The 18,882-nt window shown below is 61.4% G+C and carries 17 protein-coding genes; 10 read left to right on the top strand and 7 right to left on the bottom strand.

Features of this window, described 5'->3' with window-relative positions; genetic code table 11:
• Positions 1 to 1,176, bottom strand: a 1,176-nt coding sequence (locus B7X90_RS12260) for an FAD-dependent oxidoreductase (protein ID WP_292624836.1), incomplete at its 3' end; no start/stop codon positions are given.
• A 301-nt stretch (positions 1,177 to 1,477) separates the two neighbouring features.
• Positions 1,478 to 2,332 carry an SDR family NAD(P)-dependent oxidoreductase gene (locus B7X90_RS12265; protein WP_292624838.1) on the bottom strand — a complete coding sequence of 285 codons (855 nt, stop codon included), beginning with the start codon at positions 2,330 to 2,332 and terminating at the stop codon, positions 1,478 to 1,480.
• A 228-nt stretch (positions 2,333 to 2,560) separates the two neighbouring features.
• Between B7X90_RS12265 and B7X90_RS12270 the strand changes: the two genes are divergently transcribed.
• Positions 2,561 to 4,696, top strand: a complete 2,136-nt coding sequence (locus B7X90_RS12270) for an FAD-dependent oxidoreductase (protein ID WP_292624839.1) — start codon at positions 2,561 to 2,563, stop codon at positions 4,694 to 4,696.
• 82 nt (positions 4,697 to 4,778) lie between these two features.
• Entirely contained in the window at positions 4,779 to 5,219 is a 441-nt protein-coding gene (locus tag B7X90_RS12275) for an Lrp/AsnC family transcriptional regulator (protein ID WP_292624841.1), read from the top strand.
• Between the two features lie 16 nt (positions 5,220 to 5,235).
• Here the strand turns inward: B7X90_RS12275 and B7X90_RS12280 are convergent, their stop codons facing one another.
• Complete coding sequence (locus tag B7X90_RS12280) at positions 5,236 to 6,348, bottom strand: flavin-dependent monooxygenase (protein ID WP_292624843.1); 1,113 nt, start codon at positions 6,346 to 6,348, stop codon at positions 5,236 to 5,238.
• A gap of 356 nt (positions 6,349 to 6,704) precedes the next feature.
• Here B7X90_RS12280 and B7X90_RS12285 point away from each other — a divergent pair, with 356 nt between their 5' ends.
• The 8 genes from B7X90_RS12285 (at position 6,705) to B7X90_RS12320 (ending at position 13,639) form a co-directional block, all read left to right on the top strand.
• Positions 6,705 to 7,916, top strand: a complete 1,212-nt coding sequence (locus B7X90_RS12285) for an acyl-CoA dehydrogenase family protein (protein ID WP_292624845.1) — start codon at positions 6,705 to 6,707, stop codon at positions 7,914 to 7,916.
• Positions 7,917 to 7,930: 14 nt separating this feature from the next.
• Positions 7,931 to 8,761 (top strand): alpha/beta hydrolase, encoded by an 831-nt coding sequence (locus tag B7X90_RS12290; protein WP_292624846.1) that lies wholly within the window; start codon positions 7,931 to 7,933, stop codon positions 8,759 to 8,761.
• Complete coding sequence (locus B7X90_RS12295) at positions 8,748 to 9,542, top strand: fumarylacetoacetate hydrolase family protein (protein WP_292624847.1); 795 nt, start codon at positions 8,748 to 8,750, stop codon at positions 9,540 to 9,542. The genes B7X90_RS12290 and B7X90_RS12295 overlap by 14 nt, the downstream gene beginning before the upstream one ends.
• Before the next feature lie 10 nt (positions 9,543 to 9,552).
• Positions 9,553 to 10,488, top strand: a complete 936-nt coding sequence (locus B7X90_RS12300) for an acetaldehyde dehydrogenase (acetylating) (protein WP_292624849.1) — start codon at positions 9,553 to 9,555, stop codon at positions 10,486 to 10,488.
• A gap of 196 nt (positions 10,489 to 10,684) precedes the next feature.
• Positions 10,685 to 11,725, top strand: coding sequence for a 4-hydroxy-2-oxovalerate aldolase (dmpG, locus tag B7X90_RS12305; protein WP_292624851.1), 1,041 nt, complete (start codon positions 10,685 to 10,687; stop codon positions 11,723 to 11,725).
• A 57-nt stretch (positions 11,726 to 11,782) separates the two neighbouring features.
• Positions 11,783 to 12,553, top strand: a complete 771-nt coding sequence (locus B7X90_RS12310; RefSeq protein WP_292624853.1) for an SDR family oxidoreductase — start codon at positions 11,783 to 11,785, stop codon at positions 12,551 to 12,553.
• Between the two features lie 15 nt (positions 12,554 to 12,568).
• Positions 12,569 to 13,099 (top strand): SRPBCC domain-containing protein, encoded by a 531-nt coding sequence (locus tag B7X90_RS12315; protein WP_292624855.1) that lies wholly within the window; start codon positions 12,569 to 12,571, stop codon positions 13,097 to 13,099.
• A gap of 6 nt (positions 13,100 to 13,105) precedes the next feature.
• A complete protein-coding gene (locus B7X90_RS12320; RefSeq protein WP_292624856.1) occupies positions 13,106 to 13,639 on the top strand; it encodes a nuclear transport factor 2 family protein in 534 nt (177 codons plus the stop codon).
• An 11-nt stretch (positions 13,640 to 13,650) separates the two neighbouring features.
• Here the strand turns inward: B7X90_RS12320 and B7X90_RS12325 are convergent, their stop codons facing one another.
• The 4 genes from B7X90_RS12325 to B7X90_RS12340 form a co-directional block, all read right to left on the bottom strand.
• Positions 13,651 to 13,911, bottom strand: coding sequence for a hypothetical protein (locus B7X90_RS12325; RefSeq protein ID WP_292624858.1), 261 nt, complete (start codon positions 13,909 to 13,911; stop codon positions 13,651 to 13,653).
• A 184-nt stretch (positions 13,912 to 14,095) separates the two neighbouring features.
• Positions 14,096 to 15,181: a DUF1214 domain-containing protein gene (locus tag B7X90_RS12330; protein WP_292624860.1), complete on the bottom strand. Its 1,086-nt coding sequence runs from the start codon at positions 15,179 to 15,181 to the stop codon at positions 14,096 to 14,098.
• Between the two features lie 156 nt (positions 15,182 to 15,337).
• Entirely contained in the window at positions 15,338 to 16,078 is a 741-nt protein-coding gene (locus B7X90_RS12335; protein ID WP_292624861.1) for an SDR family oxidoreductase, read from the bottom strand.
• 82 nt (positions 16,079 to 16,160) lie between these two features.
• Complete coding sequence (locus tag B7X90_RS12340; RefSeq protein WP_292624863.1) at positions 16,161 to 18,536, bottom strand: TonB-dependent receptor; 2,376 nt, start codon at positions 18,534 to 18,536, stop codon at positions 16,161 to 16,163.
• Between the last annotated feature and the right edge of the window lie 346 nt (positions 18,537 to 18,882).

Here is an 18,882-nt window from a genome sequence, read left to right on the forward strand (position 1 = left end):
GTGGCGATACTTATGGTCGAACACCATCCAGCTGGGCGAGGCATCGCGGTGTTCGCGTTCGCGCATCGCCATCTGCTGGCCGACGATGTGATAGGACGCGGCCTCGTTCAGGTAGCGCTGGCCCTTCTGGTTGACCATGATGCAGCCCGGCAGCGCGCGCTCGATCGTGCAGAGCCGCCCGCGATCTTCGCCCGGAACGTAGAACACCGGCGCGGCCCAGGCCGACTGCATGTTCATGGTGCCAGCGCCGATGGCCTGGCCTGCGCGGATCGAATCGCCGGTGTTGCTGGTGACGCCGCCCGAAAGGTAGGCCTTGCTGTAGAGCGGGGCGTTGGCCTCGCGCATCTGCTGGTTCTTGTCGAAACCGCCGGCGGCCAGCACGACGCCCTTGCGCGTGCGGATGCGGAAGGGCTTGCCGTCCTTTTCCACCACGATGCCGACAACCTTGCCGCCTTCGGTGACGATCTCCTGCATCGGCGTTTTCAGCCAGAGCGGCACGCTCGCCTCTTTCAGCGAAACGCGCAAACCGCCGGTAAGCGCATTGCCGAGCGTCAGGCGGCGGTCCTTTTGGGAGGTGAAGCGCAGCGGCCAATCGAACCAGTACTTGGCCATGTTGCGCAGCAGGCCCGTCAACCAGCCCGGCCCGCGATAGAGCAGCTGGTAGGTTTCGGCGAAAGTCCAGTTGAGATAGCCGAACAGGCTGGCCGCAGGCGATGGCAGGCGCTGCGTCTTCAGGTCTTCGCCCAGCAGCGTGCCATCGAGCATTTCGGGCAAGTGCGTGCGGTATCCGGTGACCGAGCCGCCGGGATTTTCCGCGTGGTAATCGGGGTAAGGCTGCGCGGTATAGACTACCGGCGTGTTGGCGGTGACCCAGCGCAGCATGATCGCGGCGTTATCGACAAAGGCGCGGATATTGGCATCGGGGACATTGTCGGCCGACAGCGCGCGGACATACATGAACGCATCATCGAGATTGTCCTCAAACCCGGCGGCCTTGGCCTGATCGCTGCCGGGAATCCAGATGCCCCCGCCCGACGTGGCGCTGGTGCCGCCCCACAGCTTGTCCTTTTCGACCACCAGCACGTTTGCATGGTTCTTTGCCGCGACGAGCGCAGAGAGCATTCCGCCCGCACCCGATCCGACGACGACGATGTCGACTTCCTTATTCCAGCTCATTCGCCTGTGATCCTGCCCATCAGCGCCCCTATGCGGGGCCTCTCCCGTGGTTTGACGCAAAAGTCTGCGATGATAGCCGTATTGTCAACACCTTGCGTAGTAAATGCGCGGCCTAGTTACGTAAAACTGCAATTTTTGGGCGAGACGGATATCCCCCCAAGATCGTCATCCCGGGCTTGACCCGGGGTCCCGCTTCCTTGCGACGTAGCAAAAAGGCAGCGGGATCCCGGGTCAAGCCCGGGATGACGGTGAGGGGGGGGCGTGGGATTGGTTGTAGCAGGCCGCGCTTCGCCCTCCCCCTTCAATCCACCGCGATCTGGCGGGCGAGGTCGGGCATGATCGGCGGGATCTGGTCTTGCAGGAACCTGATCCGCCCGGCGATGATCTCCTCGCTCATGTCAGGGTGGCTGTGCACCCAGAATTGGCCGTCGGCCATCTGTTCAAGGAACAGACGGCAGCCCTCGTCGATGTCCATGCCATGTTCGCGCATCATTTCGAACATCGCGCGGCGGTGGCCGGATGCGCTGGCAGGTTCGCCCGCGCCCGCTTCGGCGTTGAAGATGTTGGTGCGCATCATGCCGGGCACGATGGATGAGACGTGGATTGGCAGACTTTTCAGCTCCATTTCCAGATAGAGGCATTCGCTGAAAGCCTGCACCGCGTGCTTGGTTACGGTATAAGCGGTCTGTCCCGGCATTTGCCCGAACGCCCCGACCGAGGAGAGATTGCCGATCCACGCTTCCTTGCCACTGGCGATGATGCGCGGGACAAAGGCGCGGACACCGTGGATCACGCCGTGGATGTTGATGTTGAGCGTGGCTTCCCAGCGCGCGGTCGGCACTTCCCACGTGTTGCCGACGGTTTCGATCCCGGCGTTGTTGATCAGCAGGCGCACTTCGCCATGGCGGGCGAAGACGAGTTCGGCCAGCCGGTCCATCTCTTCAGGGATGGAGACGTCAACCCGCTCGGCCTCGGCCTTGCCGCCTGCTGCGGTGATGGCAGCGACGGTCTGTGCGGCGGATGCTGCATTTACATCGGTGACGATCACGGTCATTCCCAAAGCGCCCGCGCGCCGGGCAAGGCCTGCGCCGATGCCCGATCCGGCCCCGGTGATAACGGCCACACCATCTTTGAATACGGCAGCATCACGTGCCATCAGTACGTTCTCCCATCGGCTGATATTTTTCGCATCGAATGCGGACAAACCCGCTTATACCCTTGATTATCGTATTTCAATCGCGCATTGATTACGCAATAATCAACCAAACAGCGTATCGAGAGGGTTCATGCGGGATAAGGCAGGCTCATCGGCGATGCGCGTTGTGGATGCCATCCGGCTTTGCAAGACCATCTGACAAAGCCGATTTTGAGAAAGACCGCGCCCGTGTCCTCCAATCTTTACCCGCACCTGCTTTCTCCCGGCCGCATCGGCACGATGGAACTTAAGAACCGCATCGCGGTGACGGCAATGGGCGTCAGCCTGTCGGAAGACGATGGCACGGTGGGTGAGCGCATCATGGCCTATCATGAGGAGCAGGCCAAAGGTGGCGCGGCGCTAATTATTTCGGGCGTGGCCGGTGTGGCCTGGCCGGTGGGCGCAGTGGCGATGCAGCAGACCGCCATTTCGGATGATCGCTTTATCCCCGCGCTGAAAGTGATGACCGACCGGGTCCACACGCATGGCGCAAAGATCGCCGCGCAGTTGCACCACGGCGGGTTCGTGGCCGGATACAGCCATGCGCGCTGGGGCCATGCTCTATGGGGTCCAGCCGTTCCGCCAACGCCCAAGGGCAATTTCACCGATTACTTCCTGATGGAAGAACTGGCGAAGCTGGCCGGGATGAAAGCGCCCGAACTGAACATTCTTGAGAAAGACGACATCGCCATCGCCGTGCGCCAGTTTGCCGATGGCGCAAGACGGGCCAAGGAGGCCGGGTTCGATGGCGTGGAAATCCACGGCGGGCACGGCTACCTGCTGTCATCCTTCACATCGCCCTATACCAACAACCGCACCGACGAATATGGCGGCAGCCGCGAGAACCGGCTGCGCCTGACGCTGGAAGTGATTGCCGCGATCCGGGGTGAAGTTGGCCGCGACTATCCGGTGTGGATCAAGATCGATTCGCGCGAAGTAGGCAAGGCGGGCGGCATCACAATCGAGGATGCTATTGCCAATGCGAAGATGGTCGAGGCGGCGGGCGTCGATGCCATCACCATCACGTCGTATCACGATACCAGCGTGGGCAAACTCCATTCGGAATCGAACATCCCGCATCTGGAGGACTGGAACCTTCCCGCCACTGCAGAAATCCGCAAGGCGGTGAGCATTCCGGTGATCGGATCGGGCCGCATCGAAGTGGCGACCGCCGACAGCGCCATCGGCAAGGGCGAGGCCGATTTCATCGCGATGGGCCGCAAGCTGCTGGCCGACCCGCACCTGCCGCGCAAGCTGACCGAGGGCCAGACCGAGCAGGTGCGCCCTTGCGTCTACTGCTATACCTGCGTTTCGGCGATCTACATGGGCGAGCCGACGCGCTGTGCGGTCAATCCCGGGCTGGGGCTGGAGTTCGAGGGCGAACCGGCAGCGGCGGGCGGCAACGCCAAGCACGTTGCGGTGATCGGCGGCGGCCCCGGCGGCATGGAATCGGCGCGCCGTCTGGCAGCGCTGGGCCACAAGGTGACGCTGCTGGAAAAGTCCGACCGGTTGGGCGGCACGCTGCGCTTTGCCAGCCTTGCCTATGAACCCAACGAGCGCCTGCTGGAATGGCTGCGGCGTGAGGTGAAGGAGGCGGGGATCGACGTGCGGCTTTCCACCGTCGCGACGCCAGAGCTGCTGCGCTCGCTGAATGTCGATGCGGTGATCGTGGCCACGGGTGCCACGCGCGGGATGCCGCCGATTGCGGGGGGTGAGCAGGACCACGTCTATTCCGGCGATGACATGCGCCGCATGATGCTGGGCGAAAGCTCCGACGAATTGAAACGCAAGACCGGGCTGTTCACGCGCCTTGCCACCAAAGTGGGCGCAGCGACCGGGGCCACGGCAAACCTCGCGCTGGTGCGCAAGGCGACCCATGCGTGGATGCCGCTGGCCGATACCATCACCATTATCGGCGGCGAACTGGTGGGCCTCGAACTCGCGGAATTTCTGAGCGAGCGTGGGCGTACTGTAAACGTGATCGAGGAAGCGCCGCGTCTGGGCAAGGGCCTTACGCTGGTGCGCCGGATGCGCCTGCTCGCCGAACTGGGCGAACATGGCGTGGGCCTCCATGGCGGGGTGAGTGATATCGCAATCGGCGCAGACAGCGTCAGCTTCACCGACAAGGCAGGCGTGCGCCAGACGGTGCCGGGCGGTAACGTGATCGTGGCCAAGGGGGCAGAGGGTGATCTCGCGCTCGCCGACAGCTTGCGCGATGCGGGCTTTGCCGTCCACGCCATCGGCGATGCCACGGGAGTTGGCTATATCGAAGGGGCCATGCGGGGCGCGCGGGCAGCGGTGCGCGCCGTGGCGCAGGCCGCGTGATCCGGTATCGCGCAGTCTGAAGCGGCCGATGGGTAGCAAACGGAAAAAAGCCACTCAGGCTATCAGCTTCGATGCTACGGATATGGCAATCATCGGCGCCTTGCGAGCGGATGGCCGCGCCAGCAACCAGCAAATTGCCGAGTTGCTGGGGCTGACGGCCACCACCGTATCCACGCGCATCCGGCGGATGGAGGATGCCGACCAGTTGCGCGTGGTGGCGGTGTCAGATTTTACTGCCCACGGCTTTAACGTGCTGCTGCGCGTATCGGTCTCGGTCGAAGGTCGCGCCGCTTCGGACGTGGCCCACGAACTGGCTACCCTGCCCGAAGTCGTAGCCGCGCATCTGGTGACTGGCAGTTACGACATCGACATGTTGGTGGCGCTTCAGGATTTTGACGATTTGACCGATTTCCTGCTGGACAAGCTGTCCTGCACGCGCGGCATCCGCACGCTGACCCCGGCGGTGGTGGTCGATATTATCAAATACAAGTTCGATGTCGCCCCGATCGAGGGGAAGGCATAAGCCCTCCCCTCACCCCTCACAGGAAATAGTCACCGTTTTCCCCGCCCATCAGCACGCTGGCATAGTTGCGAGCAAAGCCGACCGGGTTGTTCGCCACATGCGCGCGTGCCATGCGCACATCGTGCCACAGATCCTGAAAATCGCTGCCGAGATAGACTGACCGCCCCCCGGCCACGTCCATCAGCAGGTCCATCGCCTCGATACAGCGATCAGCCACAAGGCTCGCCTGATAGCGATAGCGCACGCGCTCTTCGATAGTGGGCTTCCACTGCGCCGCTTCCATCGCCTCGAAATTGCTGACCATGACCGCCAGGCATTCTTCGGCAAGGTTGGATGCGCGGGCGATACGGTCCAGCACGTCGGGATCGGTCGCGGTCTTGGTCATATCGGTTGAAGAAAGCCCGACGCGATCCTTGAACAGCACGAGCGCGTGGCGCACCGCGCCGATGGCCGCAGTATTGACCACGCGGATGAACACTTGCGCCCATGGCAGGTCATAGACCGGGCTGGTCTGGTGGTGGACCGAATTGAACCCATCCATCTGCCGGTGCGTGCGGTGTTCGGGCACAAACACCGGTTCATCAATCACGATATCGTTCGATCCGGTCCCTTGCAAACCCATCGTGTGCCAGGTATCCTCGATCCGATAATCGCTGGCTGGCACAAGGAACGTGCGATAGCCGTCACCCGGAATGACGCCGCCCAGAAGCACCCAGTTGCAATGCAGGCACCCGCTGGACCAACCCCAGCGGCCCGAAAGCATAAAGCCGCCGTTCGCTGTCTCGGCCTTCGCCCCCACCGGATTGTACGAGCTGGAAATCATAGCATCCGGCCCATCGCCGAATACTTCGTCCTGCGCCTGGGGAGCCATCAGCGCGATCTGGTAATTGTGGACAGCCACGATCCCCAGCGCCCAGGCGGTGCTCATGTCGCGTTCGGCAATGGCGATCTGATCAATGAAAAAGTCCTGCGGCGTGCCAGCCAGCCCGCCATGGCTGGCTGGCGTAAAGTGCCGGAAGAACCCGTCCTCGCGCAGGCTTTCGACCACCGCATCTGCGATACGCCGCGCCTTGCGGCCTTGAGCGGCGTGTGCCGAAACGAGATCGAGCGTTCTTGTTGAGACCGCCATTTTACATCATTCCCCTGAATTTTCTTTGCGTAACATAAAATGCGATAACCTACGCATAGATGGAATCATACTCCAACTACGGCATATTTTGCCATTTTTGCACTGACAAAATCATCTGTTTGCCCCAAAGTGCAACTGACTGATGGTGCGCCGATGAATGTGTGGTCGACTTTGACCCCACCTCCTTGCCATGCGCTTATCCACCCAAGCCAGATATGGCACTTTCAATTTCAATTTCGACATTATCAAAAGGTAATTGGGAATTTAATTGACGATTTGCGTATTCAATGCAAATATAAATTACGAATGCAGCGCATAGTCGAGCGCTGTGAGTCGATTTGGAGAGGTCCGGGAAGATGGCCAGCGCAGTTGCAATATCGCAGGCAGATACAATCCCGTCGGGGGATGAGCTGGTGGCACGCGCACGAGCCATGATCCCGACTTTGCGTGAACGCGCGCAGGCCTGCGTTTCAGACCGCGATGTACCCGCGCAATCCATCGCCGAAATGCAGGAAGCGGGCTTTTTCCGCATCCTCCAGCCACGGCGCTGGGGCGGCTACGAAATGCACCCCAACGTGTTCTACGATGTGCAGAAGGCACTGGCCGAAGGCTGCATGTCCACGGGCTGGATGTATGGCGTGGTCGGCTGCCATCCTTATGAAATCGCACTGTTCCACGAAGAAGCGCAGGCCGAGGTCTGGGGCGATGATACCTCCACTCTCGTTTCGTCGTCCTATCAGCCAGTGGGCAAGGTCACCCCGGTTGACGGCGGCTTCCGCCTGTCGGGCCGCTGGGGCTTTTCCACCGGATCGGTCCACTGCCAGTGGGTTGTGCTGGGCGCGATGGTGCCGCCTTCGGAACCGGACGGTGCGCCCGATATGCGCGCGTTCCTGCTGCCGCGCGCCGATTATGAAATCGATACCGATTGCTGGCACGTGTTCGGCCTGCAGGGCACCGGCAGCCATGATGTGATCGTGGATGATGTGTTCGTGCCCGAACACCGCACGCATCGTTCGGTCGATGGCTTTTTGTGCAACAATCCGGGGCAGGAGACCAACACCGGGCCGCTCTACACGCTGCCATGGGCGCAAGTGTTCATGCGCTCCGTTTCCACCGCAGCATTCGGCGGCGCACGTGCTGCGATCAGCGCCGCGCGCGAAATTGCCGCAAGCCGCGTTTCGACCAACACCGGCAAGGCATCGAAGGACGATCCGTTCCTGCTGGCCGCCATCGCCCGCGCCCATGCCGAAGTCAGCGAGATGGAAATGACGCTGCGCATGACCTTCGAAGACCTGATGGGCTATGCGACACGCGGCGAGGCCATCCCGATGGAAAAGCGCACGCTTTATGCCTACAATTCGGCCAGCGTGGTGCGGCGCATGGCCGATCTGGTAGACGATATGGTCAAGCTGCTGGGTGGGCGCGCGATCTACAATTCCAGCCCGATCCTCCAGCCCTGGCTCGATCTGCACGCAGGCCGCGCGCATGTGGCCAACGATCCGGCCAACCGCACCGGCGATGTCGTGGCTGCGCTGGGCGGGCAGGCACCGGGCTTTACTTTCCTTTGACCGGAGCGATGGCGATGGCTGATCTGAAAACTACCACCCACCGCGTTGCGGGCGGCTATGACATCGTCATTGCCGAAGCGGGCGACGCGTCGGCTCCCGCAGTCGTGTTCATCCACGGCAGCGGCCCCGGCGCATCGGGCGCGTCCAATTTCCGCGCCAACATTGATGCTTTCGTGGATGCGGGCTATCGCGTGATCCTCCCCGATCTGATCGGCTATGGCGCTTCGTCAAAGCCCGAAGGCCTTGATTACACGCTGCAATTGTTCACTGACACGCTCTATGAAGCGCTGATTGTGCATGACATTACCAGCGCCAGCATGGTCGGCAATTCGCTGGGCGGCGGCATTGCCTTGCTGATGACGTTGGACCATCCCGAATTCACGAAGAACCTCGTGATGATGGCACCGGGCTGCGTGGCAGAGCGTGAGAGCTATTTCGTGATGCCCGGCATCACCAAGATGGTCTCAAACTTCGGCGGCCCGGATTTCAATCTTGCCGAACAGAAGCGACTCGTATCCAACCTCGTCCACCCGGACTTTGCGCCGAACATTTCGGACAAGCTGGTGGCCGAACGCTTTGCCGTGGCGCGCACGCAGCCCAAGGACGTGATCATGCGGATGCGCACGCCCGACCTTTCGCCGCGCCTGTCCGAGATTACGCAGCCGGTTTTCGTGCTGTGGGGCCTGAATGACGAGTTCTGCCCCGAAGCGCACTCCCGCTTGTTCCTCGATCACTGCCCCGATGTGCGCGCGATAACCTTTGGCCGCACCGGCCACTGGGTGCAGGTCGAACGCGCCGCTGAATTCAACGCCTATGCCATCGAGTTCCTCAATGCCCGCCGATAAAATCCAGACTTATGGAGCCGCGCTTTACGAAGCATTGCGCGCGCGCAAGACCATCGCCCCACTGATCGAGCAGGACCCGGCGCTCACGCTGGACGATGCCTATGCGATCAACCTCGATTTCCTGTCGCGCCGCGTGGCCGATGGCGAAAAGGTCGTGGGCAAGAAAATCGGCGTGACCAGCAAGGCCGTGCAGGACATGCTCGGCGTCCACCAGCCCGATTTCGGCTTCCTGACCGACTGGATGCACGTGGATGGCGATATCGACATCGACACCAAGGCGCTGATCGCCCCGCGCGCCGAGGCGGAGATTGCGTTCATCCTCAAGGCCCCACTGAACGGCCCCGGCGTGACCGCCGCCGATGTGCTGGCCGCGACGGAAAGCATCGCGCCCTGCTTTGAAATCGTCGACAGCCGGATTGACGACTGGAAAATCAAGATCGTCGATACCGTGTCGGACAACGCCTCGTGCGGCGTCTATGTGATCGGTGCAGAGCGGCTCGATCCGGCGGGTCTCGATTTGCCCAACCTGCATGTGGCGGTGACCAAGAACGGGGAGCCGCTGTCCGAAGGCTATGGCCATGCGGTACAGGGTGATCCGGCGCAGGCCGTGGCTTGGCTGGCCAATACGCTGGGCGCCTATGGCGTGACGCTCGATGCGGGCGATGTGATCCTGTCGGGCAGCCTCGTCCCCCTCGCCCCGGCGGCAAAGGGTGACCGTTTCGAAATGACCTTGAGCGATGCCAGCGGCCCCCTGGGCACCTGCGTTGCGAACTTCGTGTAAGGATACTTCAATGGCGCGTATCAAGGCCGCAATCATCGGCTCGGGCAATATCGGCACCGATCTGATGATGAAGATGATCAAGTATCCGCAGAACATGGACCTCGCCATCGTCGTGGGCATCGACGAGAAGTCTGAAGGCCTCGCCATGGCGCGTGCGCACGGCATCGCCACCACGCACGAAGGGCTGGAAGGCCTGCAAAAGCACCCGCTGTACAAGGACATCGGCATCGCCTTCGATGCGACCAGCGCCTATGCGCACAAAGTCCATGACGCGGCCCTGCGCGCCGATGGCATTCAGGTGGTCGATCTGACGCCCGCCGCCATCGGCCCATTCATCGTGCCCCCGGTCAACATGGAAGCCAACCTTGGCGCGTCAAACGTAAACATGGTGACATGCGGCGGTCAGGCGACAATCCCGATGGTCGCCGCCGTCAGCCGCGTGGGCAAGGTTCACTATGCCGAGATCGTGGCATCAGTCTCCTCCCGCTCGGCCGGACCCGGCACGCGTGCCAACATCGATGAATTCACCCGCACCACCGCCCGCGCCATCGAAGAAGTGGGTGGTGCCACGCGCGGCAAAGCCATCATCATCCTCAACCCCGCCGAACCACCGATGATCATGCGCGATACCGTGTTCACCCTGTCCGAAGGCGCGGATGAAGACGCGATCCGCCAGTCGGTGAAGGACATGGTGGCCGAGGTGCAGAAGTACGTTCCCGGATATCGCCTGAAGCAGGAAGTGCAGTTCGAACGCTATGGCGACAACAACAAGCTGAAGATCCCAGGGCAAGGCGAATTCAGCGGCGTCAAATCCATGATCATGCTCGAAGTCGAAGGCGCAGGCGACTACCTGCCCAGCTACTCCGGCAACCTCGACATCATGACCGCCGCCGCCAAAGCCACTGGTGAATTGCTCGCCGCGCGGCGCATGGCGGCTGTGGCGTGATACTCGCGGCCCAACTCTCGCGTCCTTGCCCGTTTCCTCCCCCTCCTCTTCAGAGGAGGGGGCTGGGGGGTGGTGGCGATGCACCAGCATCGCGGATGTTTGCGCTGACGTTGAAAACACCACCCCCAACCCCCTCCTCTGAAGAGGAGGGGGCTTTTGACAACCACTTTGCCGCCAACCAATCCGGGGTAATCCAATGACCTCCACCTTCAACGTCGAAGCCGGCGACAAGCTCTATATCCAGGACGTCACCCTGCGCGATGGGATGCACGCCATCCGCCACATGTACGGTATCGATCAGGTCAAGGCGATTGCCTCTGCCATCGACAAGGCCGGTGTTGACGCCATCGAAGTGGCCCACGGTGATGGCCTGTCGGGCGCCAGTTTCAACTACGGCTTTGGCGCACACACCGACTGGGAATGGCTCGAAGCCGTGGCCGAAGTGCTGACCACCTGCGTGCTGACCACGCTAATCCTGCCGGGTGTCGGCACAGTCGAAGAACTCAAGCGCGCCTATGACATTGGCGTCCGCTCGGTCCGCGTGGCGACGCACTGCACCGAAGCAGACGTATCGAAACAGCACATCGGCATCGCCCGCGATCTGGGCATGGACGTCTCGGGCTTCCTGATGATGAGCCACATGATCGAACCGGAACTGCTCGCCAAACAAGCCGTGCTGATGGAAAGCTATGGCGCGCAATGCGTCTATGTCACCGACAGCGGCGGCGCGCTGGATATGGACGGCGTGCGCGCGCGGTTCGAAGCCTATGACCGCGTGCTCAAACCCGAAACGCAGCGCGGCATGCACGCACATCACAACCTGTCGCTGGGCGTCGCCAACTCGATCATCGCGGCCCAGTGCGGCGCAGTGCGCATCGACGCCAGCCTCACCGGCATGGGAGCAGGCGCGGGCAATGCGCCGCTCGAAGTGTTCATCGCCGCCGCCGACCGCAAGGGCTGGAACCACGGCTGCGACGTGATGATGCTGATGGACGCCGCCGAAGACATCGTGCGCCCGATGCAGGACCGCCCGGTCCGCGTGGACCGTGAAACGCTCGCGCTGGGCTATGCCGGGGTCTACTCAAGCTTCCTGCGCCACGCCGAGAAAGCCGCCGAAACATACGGCATCGACACGCGCACGATCCTTGTCGAACTGGGTCGCCGCAAGATGGTCGGCGGGCAGGAAGATATGATCGTCGATGTCGCACTAGACATCCTCAAACAACGCGAGGGCTGACGCCCTCAACCACCACGGCACAACGGACAAAAGTCCAGCCATACCGGGAGAAAACGGATGATCCTCAAGGACAAAGTCGTCATCATCACAGGCGCTGGCCCCGGCATGGGGCAGGCTGCCTGCCGCGGTGCGGCGCGTGAAGGCGCAAAAGTCGTCGTCACCGCCCGGTCGAAGCAGGCCATCGAAGACGTGGCGCACGAGATCGTGGCCGCAGGCGGTGAAGCGATTGCCGTGCCGCTCGACGTGACCGACATGGACCAGTGCAAGGCCGCCGCAAAGGCCGCCGTGGACAAGTGGGGCCGCATCGATGGCCTTGTAAACTCAGCCTATTACCACCCCGATTGGGGTCCGCTGATCGAACATGACGTAGAGCAAGTGCTGCAGGCGTTCGATGTCGGCGCGGCGGGCGCGTTGCGCATGGCCATGGCGGTCTATCCCACGATGAAGGCGCAAGGTTCCGGCTCCATCGTCAACATTTCCACGCTCTGCACGCGCAAGCCGATGCCCGGCGAAGGCGGCTATGGCATGGCCAAGGGCGCGCTGAACCACATGACGCGCCACCTTGCGGTCGAATTCGGCGGCAGCGGCATCCGCGTGAACACCGCGCTGATGGGCTGGATGATGGGCGCGCCGCTGGAAGGCTTCATCAAGAGCCTTGGCGATGGCGCGGACGCTTTCCGCACGCAGCGCGCCAGCGAAATCCCGGTTGGCCACATCCCGCCCGACGCCGATTGCGCCAAGGCGGTGTACTTCCTGCTGTCGGACTACGCTTCGGAAGTCACTGGCGCGATGCTCGATGTGAACGGCGGCGATTGGGTCGCGGCCTGAACGGGAGACGCCACGATGCTGCTCGAATGGATGAAAAGCCACCCCACGCTCGCCGATGATCCGGTATCGGGGCTTGACCCCGATGCCATCACCGTCAGCGATACGGTAGACATCGCCGCCCCGGCCCGCGTGGTTTGGCAGGTCCTGACCGACATGCCACGCTACAACGAATGGAATCCATTCTGCGTAAAGGCGGAATCCACGCTCAAAATGGGCGCGGCGGTGAACATGAAGCTGATGAACTATGCCGTGCCGGGCAGCATCGTGCCCAATTGCGAATACATCTGCGCCAACGATCCCGAACGCCTGCTGTCATGGGAAATGGTCCACAGCGATTTCTGGCCCTACCCCGCCCGCCGCGATCAGGTGATCGAGCCGACGGGGCCGGAATCCTGCCGCTATTTCAGCACCGATGCCTTTCTGGGCGCAAACGGCATCCACGTGTTCCGCTTTGCCGGCCCGTGGGTAAAGCGCGCGTTCGACGATTCTGCCCGCGCGCTGAAGGCCCGCGCCGAAGAGCTTTACGCCCAAGAACAGAAAGCCTGATCAACCATGGCGCTTACCCTGCAACAGTTGTCCGACATCGAGGAAATCAAGGTGCTCAAGCACCGCTATTTCCGAGGCATCGATACCGGCGATCAGGCGCTTCTGGCCGATATCTTCGTCGAGAACGTGTCATGCGTCTACAACGGCGGCACATACAAGGTCTCGCTCAAGGGCCGCGCGCCAATGCTCGAATTCCTCGCCAATTCGTTTCATTCGGGCGCGGCGGCGATGCACATCGGGATCATGCCCGAAGTCCACGTGACCGGCGACAACACGGCCACCGGCATCTGGTATCTGCAGGACGTGTTCATCGATCTGGAAAAGGACGATCACACTTTCGGCACCGCAATCTATACCGACACCTATCGCCGTGAAGGCGGGGTGTGGAAGATCGAAAGCACATATTATGACCGCGTGATCGAAGTGCTGACCAAGTTCAGCCAGACCGGGGGGCGGCTATCGGTTCAGCGCCTTGCGACTACCGGCCGAAAGCCCGATGAACGCACCGACATCAGCCACCTGATTCACTGGGACACTTAAGTCCCTGCGGGTCAGGCAGGCGTCTCCTCCAACTCGGCAATTTCGAAGGCGAAGCTCTTCCACCCGCGTTGGCGGGCTGCGTCATTGGCTGGCGCGCGTTTGCTCTTGGCCTCGGCCAGTGACCGCGCGTGGCCCCAGAATACCTCGGTCTTCCCGCTTTCCAGCATGGCCACGATGCGCCAGTAATGGGTGAACGCACCGGCGGTGGGGCCGATGGTCTTCACATAACCATCGGGCATCCGTGCGGTAAGGTATCGTTTCTTGCGTGCCATCTGTGTGCGTCATCGCGCACGCTGAGCAGCGACGCAAGGCACCCATCACCGTACTCCTGAACTTGTTTCAGGATCCATTTCGCCGATCAGACCAAGGCTCTCGGTCGAGAAATGGACCCCGGATCAAGTCGGGAGTGACGAAGGTGGTGGGACGGTAAGCCAGCGGCTTGTCCTCCCTGCCGCCCTAAACCTTCACCACCCGCATCTTCGGCACAACCGGCGCTGCCGCGTTGAACCAGCGCCACAGACCGGTGCCCGACCGGTGCCCGGCAAGGTCCACCCAATGCCCAAAGCCCGGATCGACATCGGCGCAGACCACCATCACACTGCCATCGGCTTCATACTTTGCCATCGTGTTGTTGACCCACACCCTCTGGTGCACGTGATCGAGCGATTCCATCCACCAGTTGTCCACCTGCAGGTTCCACATGCGGCAATCGGGGATCGGCGTTTCAATCACCAGCGCTTCGCCGGGTTGCAGGTCATAGTAGAAGTGCCCGTACCAGATGTTGGGATCGCCGCCCGCTTTCCAGAAGATCTCCTGCGGCGCATCGTAGAACTGGTTGGGGTGGGCCTTGAACCATTCGGACCAGTTGGCAAAAGTATTGGCCGTGCCGCGCGTCCACGCTGCGGCGGCCATGAGCTGGCGCTCGATCAATTCGGGCGTCAGCAGCGCGGGCACAGCAGGCCCTGCCCCTACGCGCTCGACCACGATGTCGGCAGCCACTTGCGTGGTCTTGTCGTCAAAGGTCTGGCGCACGATCAGCAGCGTCGAATCCCCGGCCAGCGGCAGCCAGTTTCCGGGCTTCCTGTCCTTGCTCACATGAATTTCGAACGTGCCGTCCGGGCCGAACTCCATGTCGGCAAATTCGATCTCGCCGGTCGATGCCATCGTCCCGTCGATGGCATAGCGATTGGCCTTGCTGCCGATGGAGAAATAGGGGACCGAATTGCGCTTTCCGGTGATCCGGTACTCCTGATCGCCGCGCACCACGCATTGCTGGTAAAGGTTGTCGGGGTTGTCCGCCCCGATCTTGATCTTGTCATCGCACAGCAGGAACAGGCGCGGAAAATCGGGATCGGCGCTGTCCACCAGCATGTTCAGCGCGGTGCGCGCCAGACGGCTGAGATAGCGCAAGCCTTCGGCCTGATCGAGCGCGTGGGTCGGGCTGGAAGGCCGCCCCAGCACCTCGCCCGCCTCGGCCAGTTGCGCGCAGAAATTGCGCCATACGTGGTCCAGATGGCCCACTTCGGTGTGGGGATCGGTCATCGCAGTCTCCTTTTTCTGGTGCGCTTCAAACGCTGATGCCAAACACCCACCCCCAGCCCCTCCCTCAAGGGAGGGGAGCAAGACTTATCGAGCCGCAGGCGAGGTTAGTCGCAGCGGGGAGGGTTTCCGGCCTTTCGTGGTTGCAAACACCATCATTCAACCCGCCAGTTGGCCACCATCGATGGTGAACAGCGCGCCGGTTGCCTTGCGGGCCTTGTCACTGGCCAGGAACGCAAACATCTCCGCAATGTCCTCAGGCTCACACGCGCCGTCGAGCAGTTTGGGCGCGTTGCGCATCATCAGCGCCCAATCCACGCCTTCGGGCGGCAGCGTGTCGCGCGTCATCGGGGTCAGCACGTGGCCGGGGCAGATCGCGTTGATGCGCACGCCTTGCGCGGCATATTCGATCGACAGCCCCTTGGTGATCGCCACCACCGCGTGTTTCGATGCCGAATAGGCGATGTTGTAGGGCTGGCCCTGCAAGGCTGCGGTCGACGCAGTGTTCACGATGGCACCCTTGGTCTTGATCAGGTGCGGCATCGCGGCCTGACAGATCACGAACACGCTGGTGGCGTTCACCGTCATCAGCAGATCGAAATCCGCGGAGGTAAATTCGTGCGATGGTCCCCACTTGAGCAGGCCTGCAATGTTGCACACAAAGTCCAGTCCATCGACGGCAGCAGTGTCCACCAGCGCGCGGCAGGTGTCAAAATCGGTGGCGTCATAAGCCTGCACCACCGGCTTTATCGCCATCATCGCGGCGGTTTCTTCCAGCCCTGCAAGATTGCGGTCGCCAATGGTCAGCCGCGCGCCTTGTGCGGCGAACATAATGGCGGTGGCGCGGCCAATGCCCGAAGCCGCGCCAGTAATCAGTCCGCGTTTGCCTTCAAACAGCATGGTATTCTCCCAGAGGTCGCGTCGCTTTTGCGATTGGTATTCAGGCAAAAGGGGCAGACACCACTGCCCGCCCCCATCATGTTCAGAACTTCACGCCTGCGGTCAGGCCATACGTGCGCGGATCGGGGAAGTATCCCACGGTCAGCCCGCCAAAGCCGGGGCCGAAATCGATGAAGTTCGAAGGATCGCGCTCCTTGGTCAGGTTCTTCACCCACAGCGCAAATTCCGCCTTCGCCCCGCCCAGCGGCACTTCGGCAATCGCCGCACGCAGGTTCACGATGGTGCGGCCCTTGGACCTGGTGTTGTTGGCGTTCTGCGCCGAAGCGTTGGGCGTTACCAGCGCATAGGGGAACGTGTAGTAGCCCGAAACATAGTTCACATCGCCATTGATGTTGAACCGGCCCCAATCCCCTTGTGCCACGCGCAAGTCCACGCCTGCCGCTGCGGTCGTCTTGGGCGTGTGCGGAAACGCGCGGTTGTCGGCCACGTTGGTATCCACGCCGTTCACCGCTTCGATGTACGATTTGTATGTAGGATCAAGGAACGCCAGCGAACCGTTGAGCGTCAGTGCATCGGTCGGGCGGATCACCGTTTCGATCTCGAGCCCGCGAATGCGCGCGGCTGCGGCATTGCGTACGATCGATGATGCCGCGCCATTGGCGGTGAACACCGAAAGCTGGATGTCCTTGTGCTCATCCCAGAAGCCCGCAACATTGAGGATGACCTTGCCACCGGCAAGCCGCGTCTTTACGCCCACTTCATAGCTGTCGACCGTTTCGGGCCGATAAGGATTGCAAAGCTCGATGGCTCCGGTCGGGCAATCGGCAGTCGGCGCGCGGAAATCGTTGGTCTCGCCGTTGAACCCGCCGGATTTGAACCCTTGAGCAAAGCGGGCGTAAAGGTTGATGTCCGAATTGGCCTGATAAGCCACGGTGATGGCCGGGTTGAACTTGTTGTATTTGGCATCAGGCACGCCGCCATAGGGAATGTTGGCGACAACCACCGGCGCAAAGATGCCGTTGGCCGCATCGAAGTTCACGCGCAGGAAGCGGCGCACGTCCTTCTTTTCATGCGTATAGCGCCCGCCCACAGTCAGCTTCAACTGATCGGTCACGCTGAAATCCAGCTGCGCGAACGCGGCAAAGGCCTCGGTGTGGGAACCATAGTCTGACTGGAACGAAGACCCACCGCCAAAGAAGCTTTGCGGCCCCAGCGTTTCGGCCTTTTCCTTGTAGTAGAACACCCCGGCCACGTACTTCAGCCGATCATCCATGACCGATCCTGAAGCCTGCAATTCCTGGCTCCAACTGTCAAAGCTGGTGTCGCGCCCGGTAAAAGCCACAGGCAAAGGTGATCCATCAAGATCAATGCGGTCGGCCCATTTCAAATTGCGATAGGCGGTGATCGATTTCAGCGTCGTCGCCCCAAGATCAAGCGTCAGGGTGAGCGCGTGGCCATAAGTGCGCGACCGTTCATAGAGCGGATCAGCGTCAAGCGAACCACTGGATTGACGGTCAGCCTGCTCATAGAGGTCGAGCGGAAAGAACGCCCCGCCAAACGCATAGCCGGGCGAGTTCGGATCAAAGATGTCCTGCGGCAAACCATTGCGGTTGATGCGCACCAGCTGCGCATAATCGGGCCGCTGATCGAACTTCGAATAATCGAACATGTAATCGGCGGTAAAGTTGCTGCCTTCAGGCTTGAAGCGCAGTTGGACCATGCCGCTTTTGCCATCCAGATCGTTGGTCCGCCCGGTGCGCGCCGGGCCTGCGGCCACGGCCTGCGGGAAGGGGTTGGGCGTCAGCTTGATAAAGCCGTCACGCTTTTGAATCTGGCCGGAAAGCTTGAGCGAGAATGGCCCGAACGAAGGCAGATCGATAACCGCACGGCCCTTCACATAGTCGAAGTTTCCATAGCTCAGCTCACCCTTGAACCCCAGCTCACCACTCGGCATCTTGGGCACAAGGTTGACCGCGCCCGCCAGCGCATTGCGCCCATAAAGCGTGCCCTGCGGCCCGCGCAGGATTTCCACGCGCTCAAGATCGGCAACGTCGAAGATCGAGCCTTGCGCTTTGGCGATGTAGACGCCGTTGAGATAGAGGCCGACCGCCGGCTCCCACGTCACCGCCGGATTGATGGTCACAGAGCCGCGAATGGCGATCTGCGAAATGGTCTTGTTCGAGGGCGCGCGCTCAAACTTCACGTTCGGCGCGATGGAACCGAGGCTGTCGATCGAAGTGATGCCGCGGGTTTCGAGGAACTGGCTGCTGACCGCTGAAATTGCGATAGGAACATTCTGAATGTTTTCAGACCGCTTCTGCGCGGTAACGACGATTTCGCCAATGCCGGAATCGTTGGTTACGTCTTGCGCCATTTCTTGCGCGGCGCCCTGGGCAAGTGCTGGTGATGCGATGACGACAGTCGTGCTCAATGCCGTGGCGGCTAACAGGGTCCTCATTGTGTCCTCTCCTGGGGTGGATGCGCTATCGCGTATTCCTGTGTTGCAACTTCCATATGATTTGCCACGATAAATGGCAACACGTTTAGATAACCCGTAGATTTTTGATTGAATCTCTACGCAAAGATGTAAAATTTGCGTCCCGCAGTCGAATGGGAGGCTGATGAACGCCCTACCTTGGCCGGCCCGGTGCGGTTTGCGGCGTGCAAGTGTGTATTTTCGTGACGTTTTGGGCGTTCTATGTGCACCTAGCACTACTTTGGCAGAAATATGATTTTTCGATTCCCAAGCGGCAAATTCCCTGATTCATAGGATTCCATCTGATGGGAGGCTGGAGATGGTGGAA

Origin of the sequence: Novosphingobium sp. 17-62-19 (genome assembly GCF_002256775.1) — a bacterium.
GTDB lineage: Bacteria > Pseudomonadota > Alphaproteobacteria > Sphingomonadales > Sphingomonadaceae > Novosphingobium.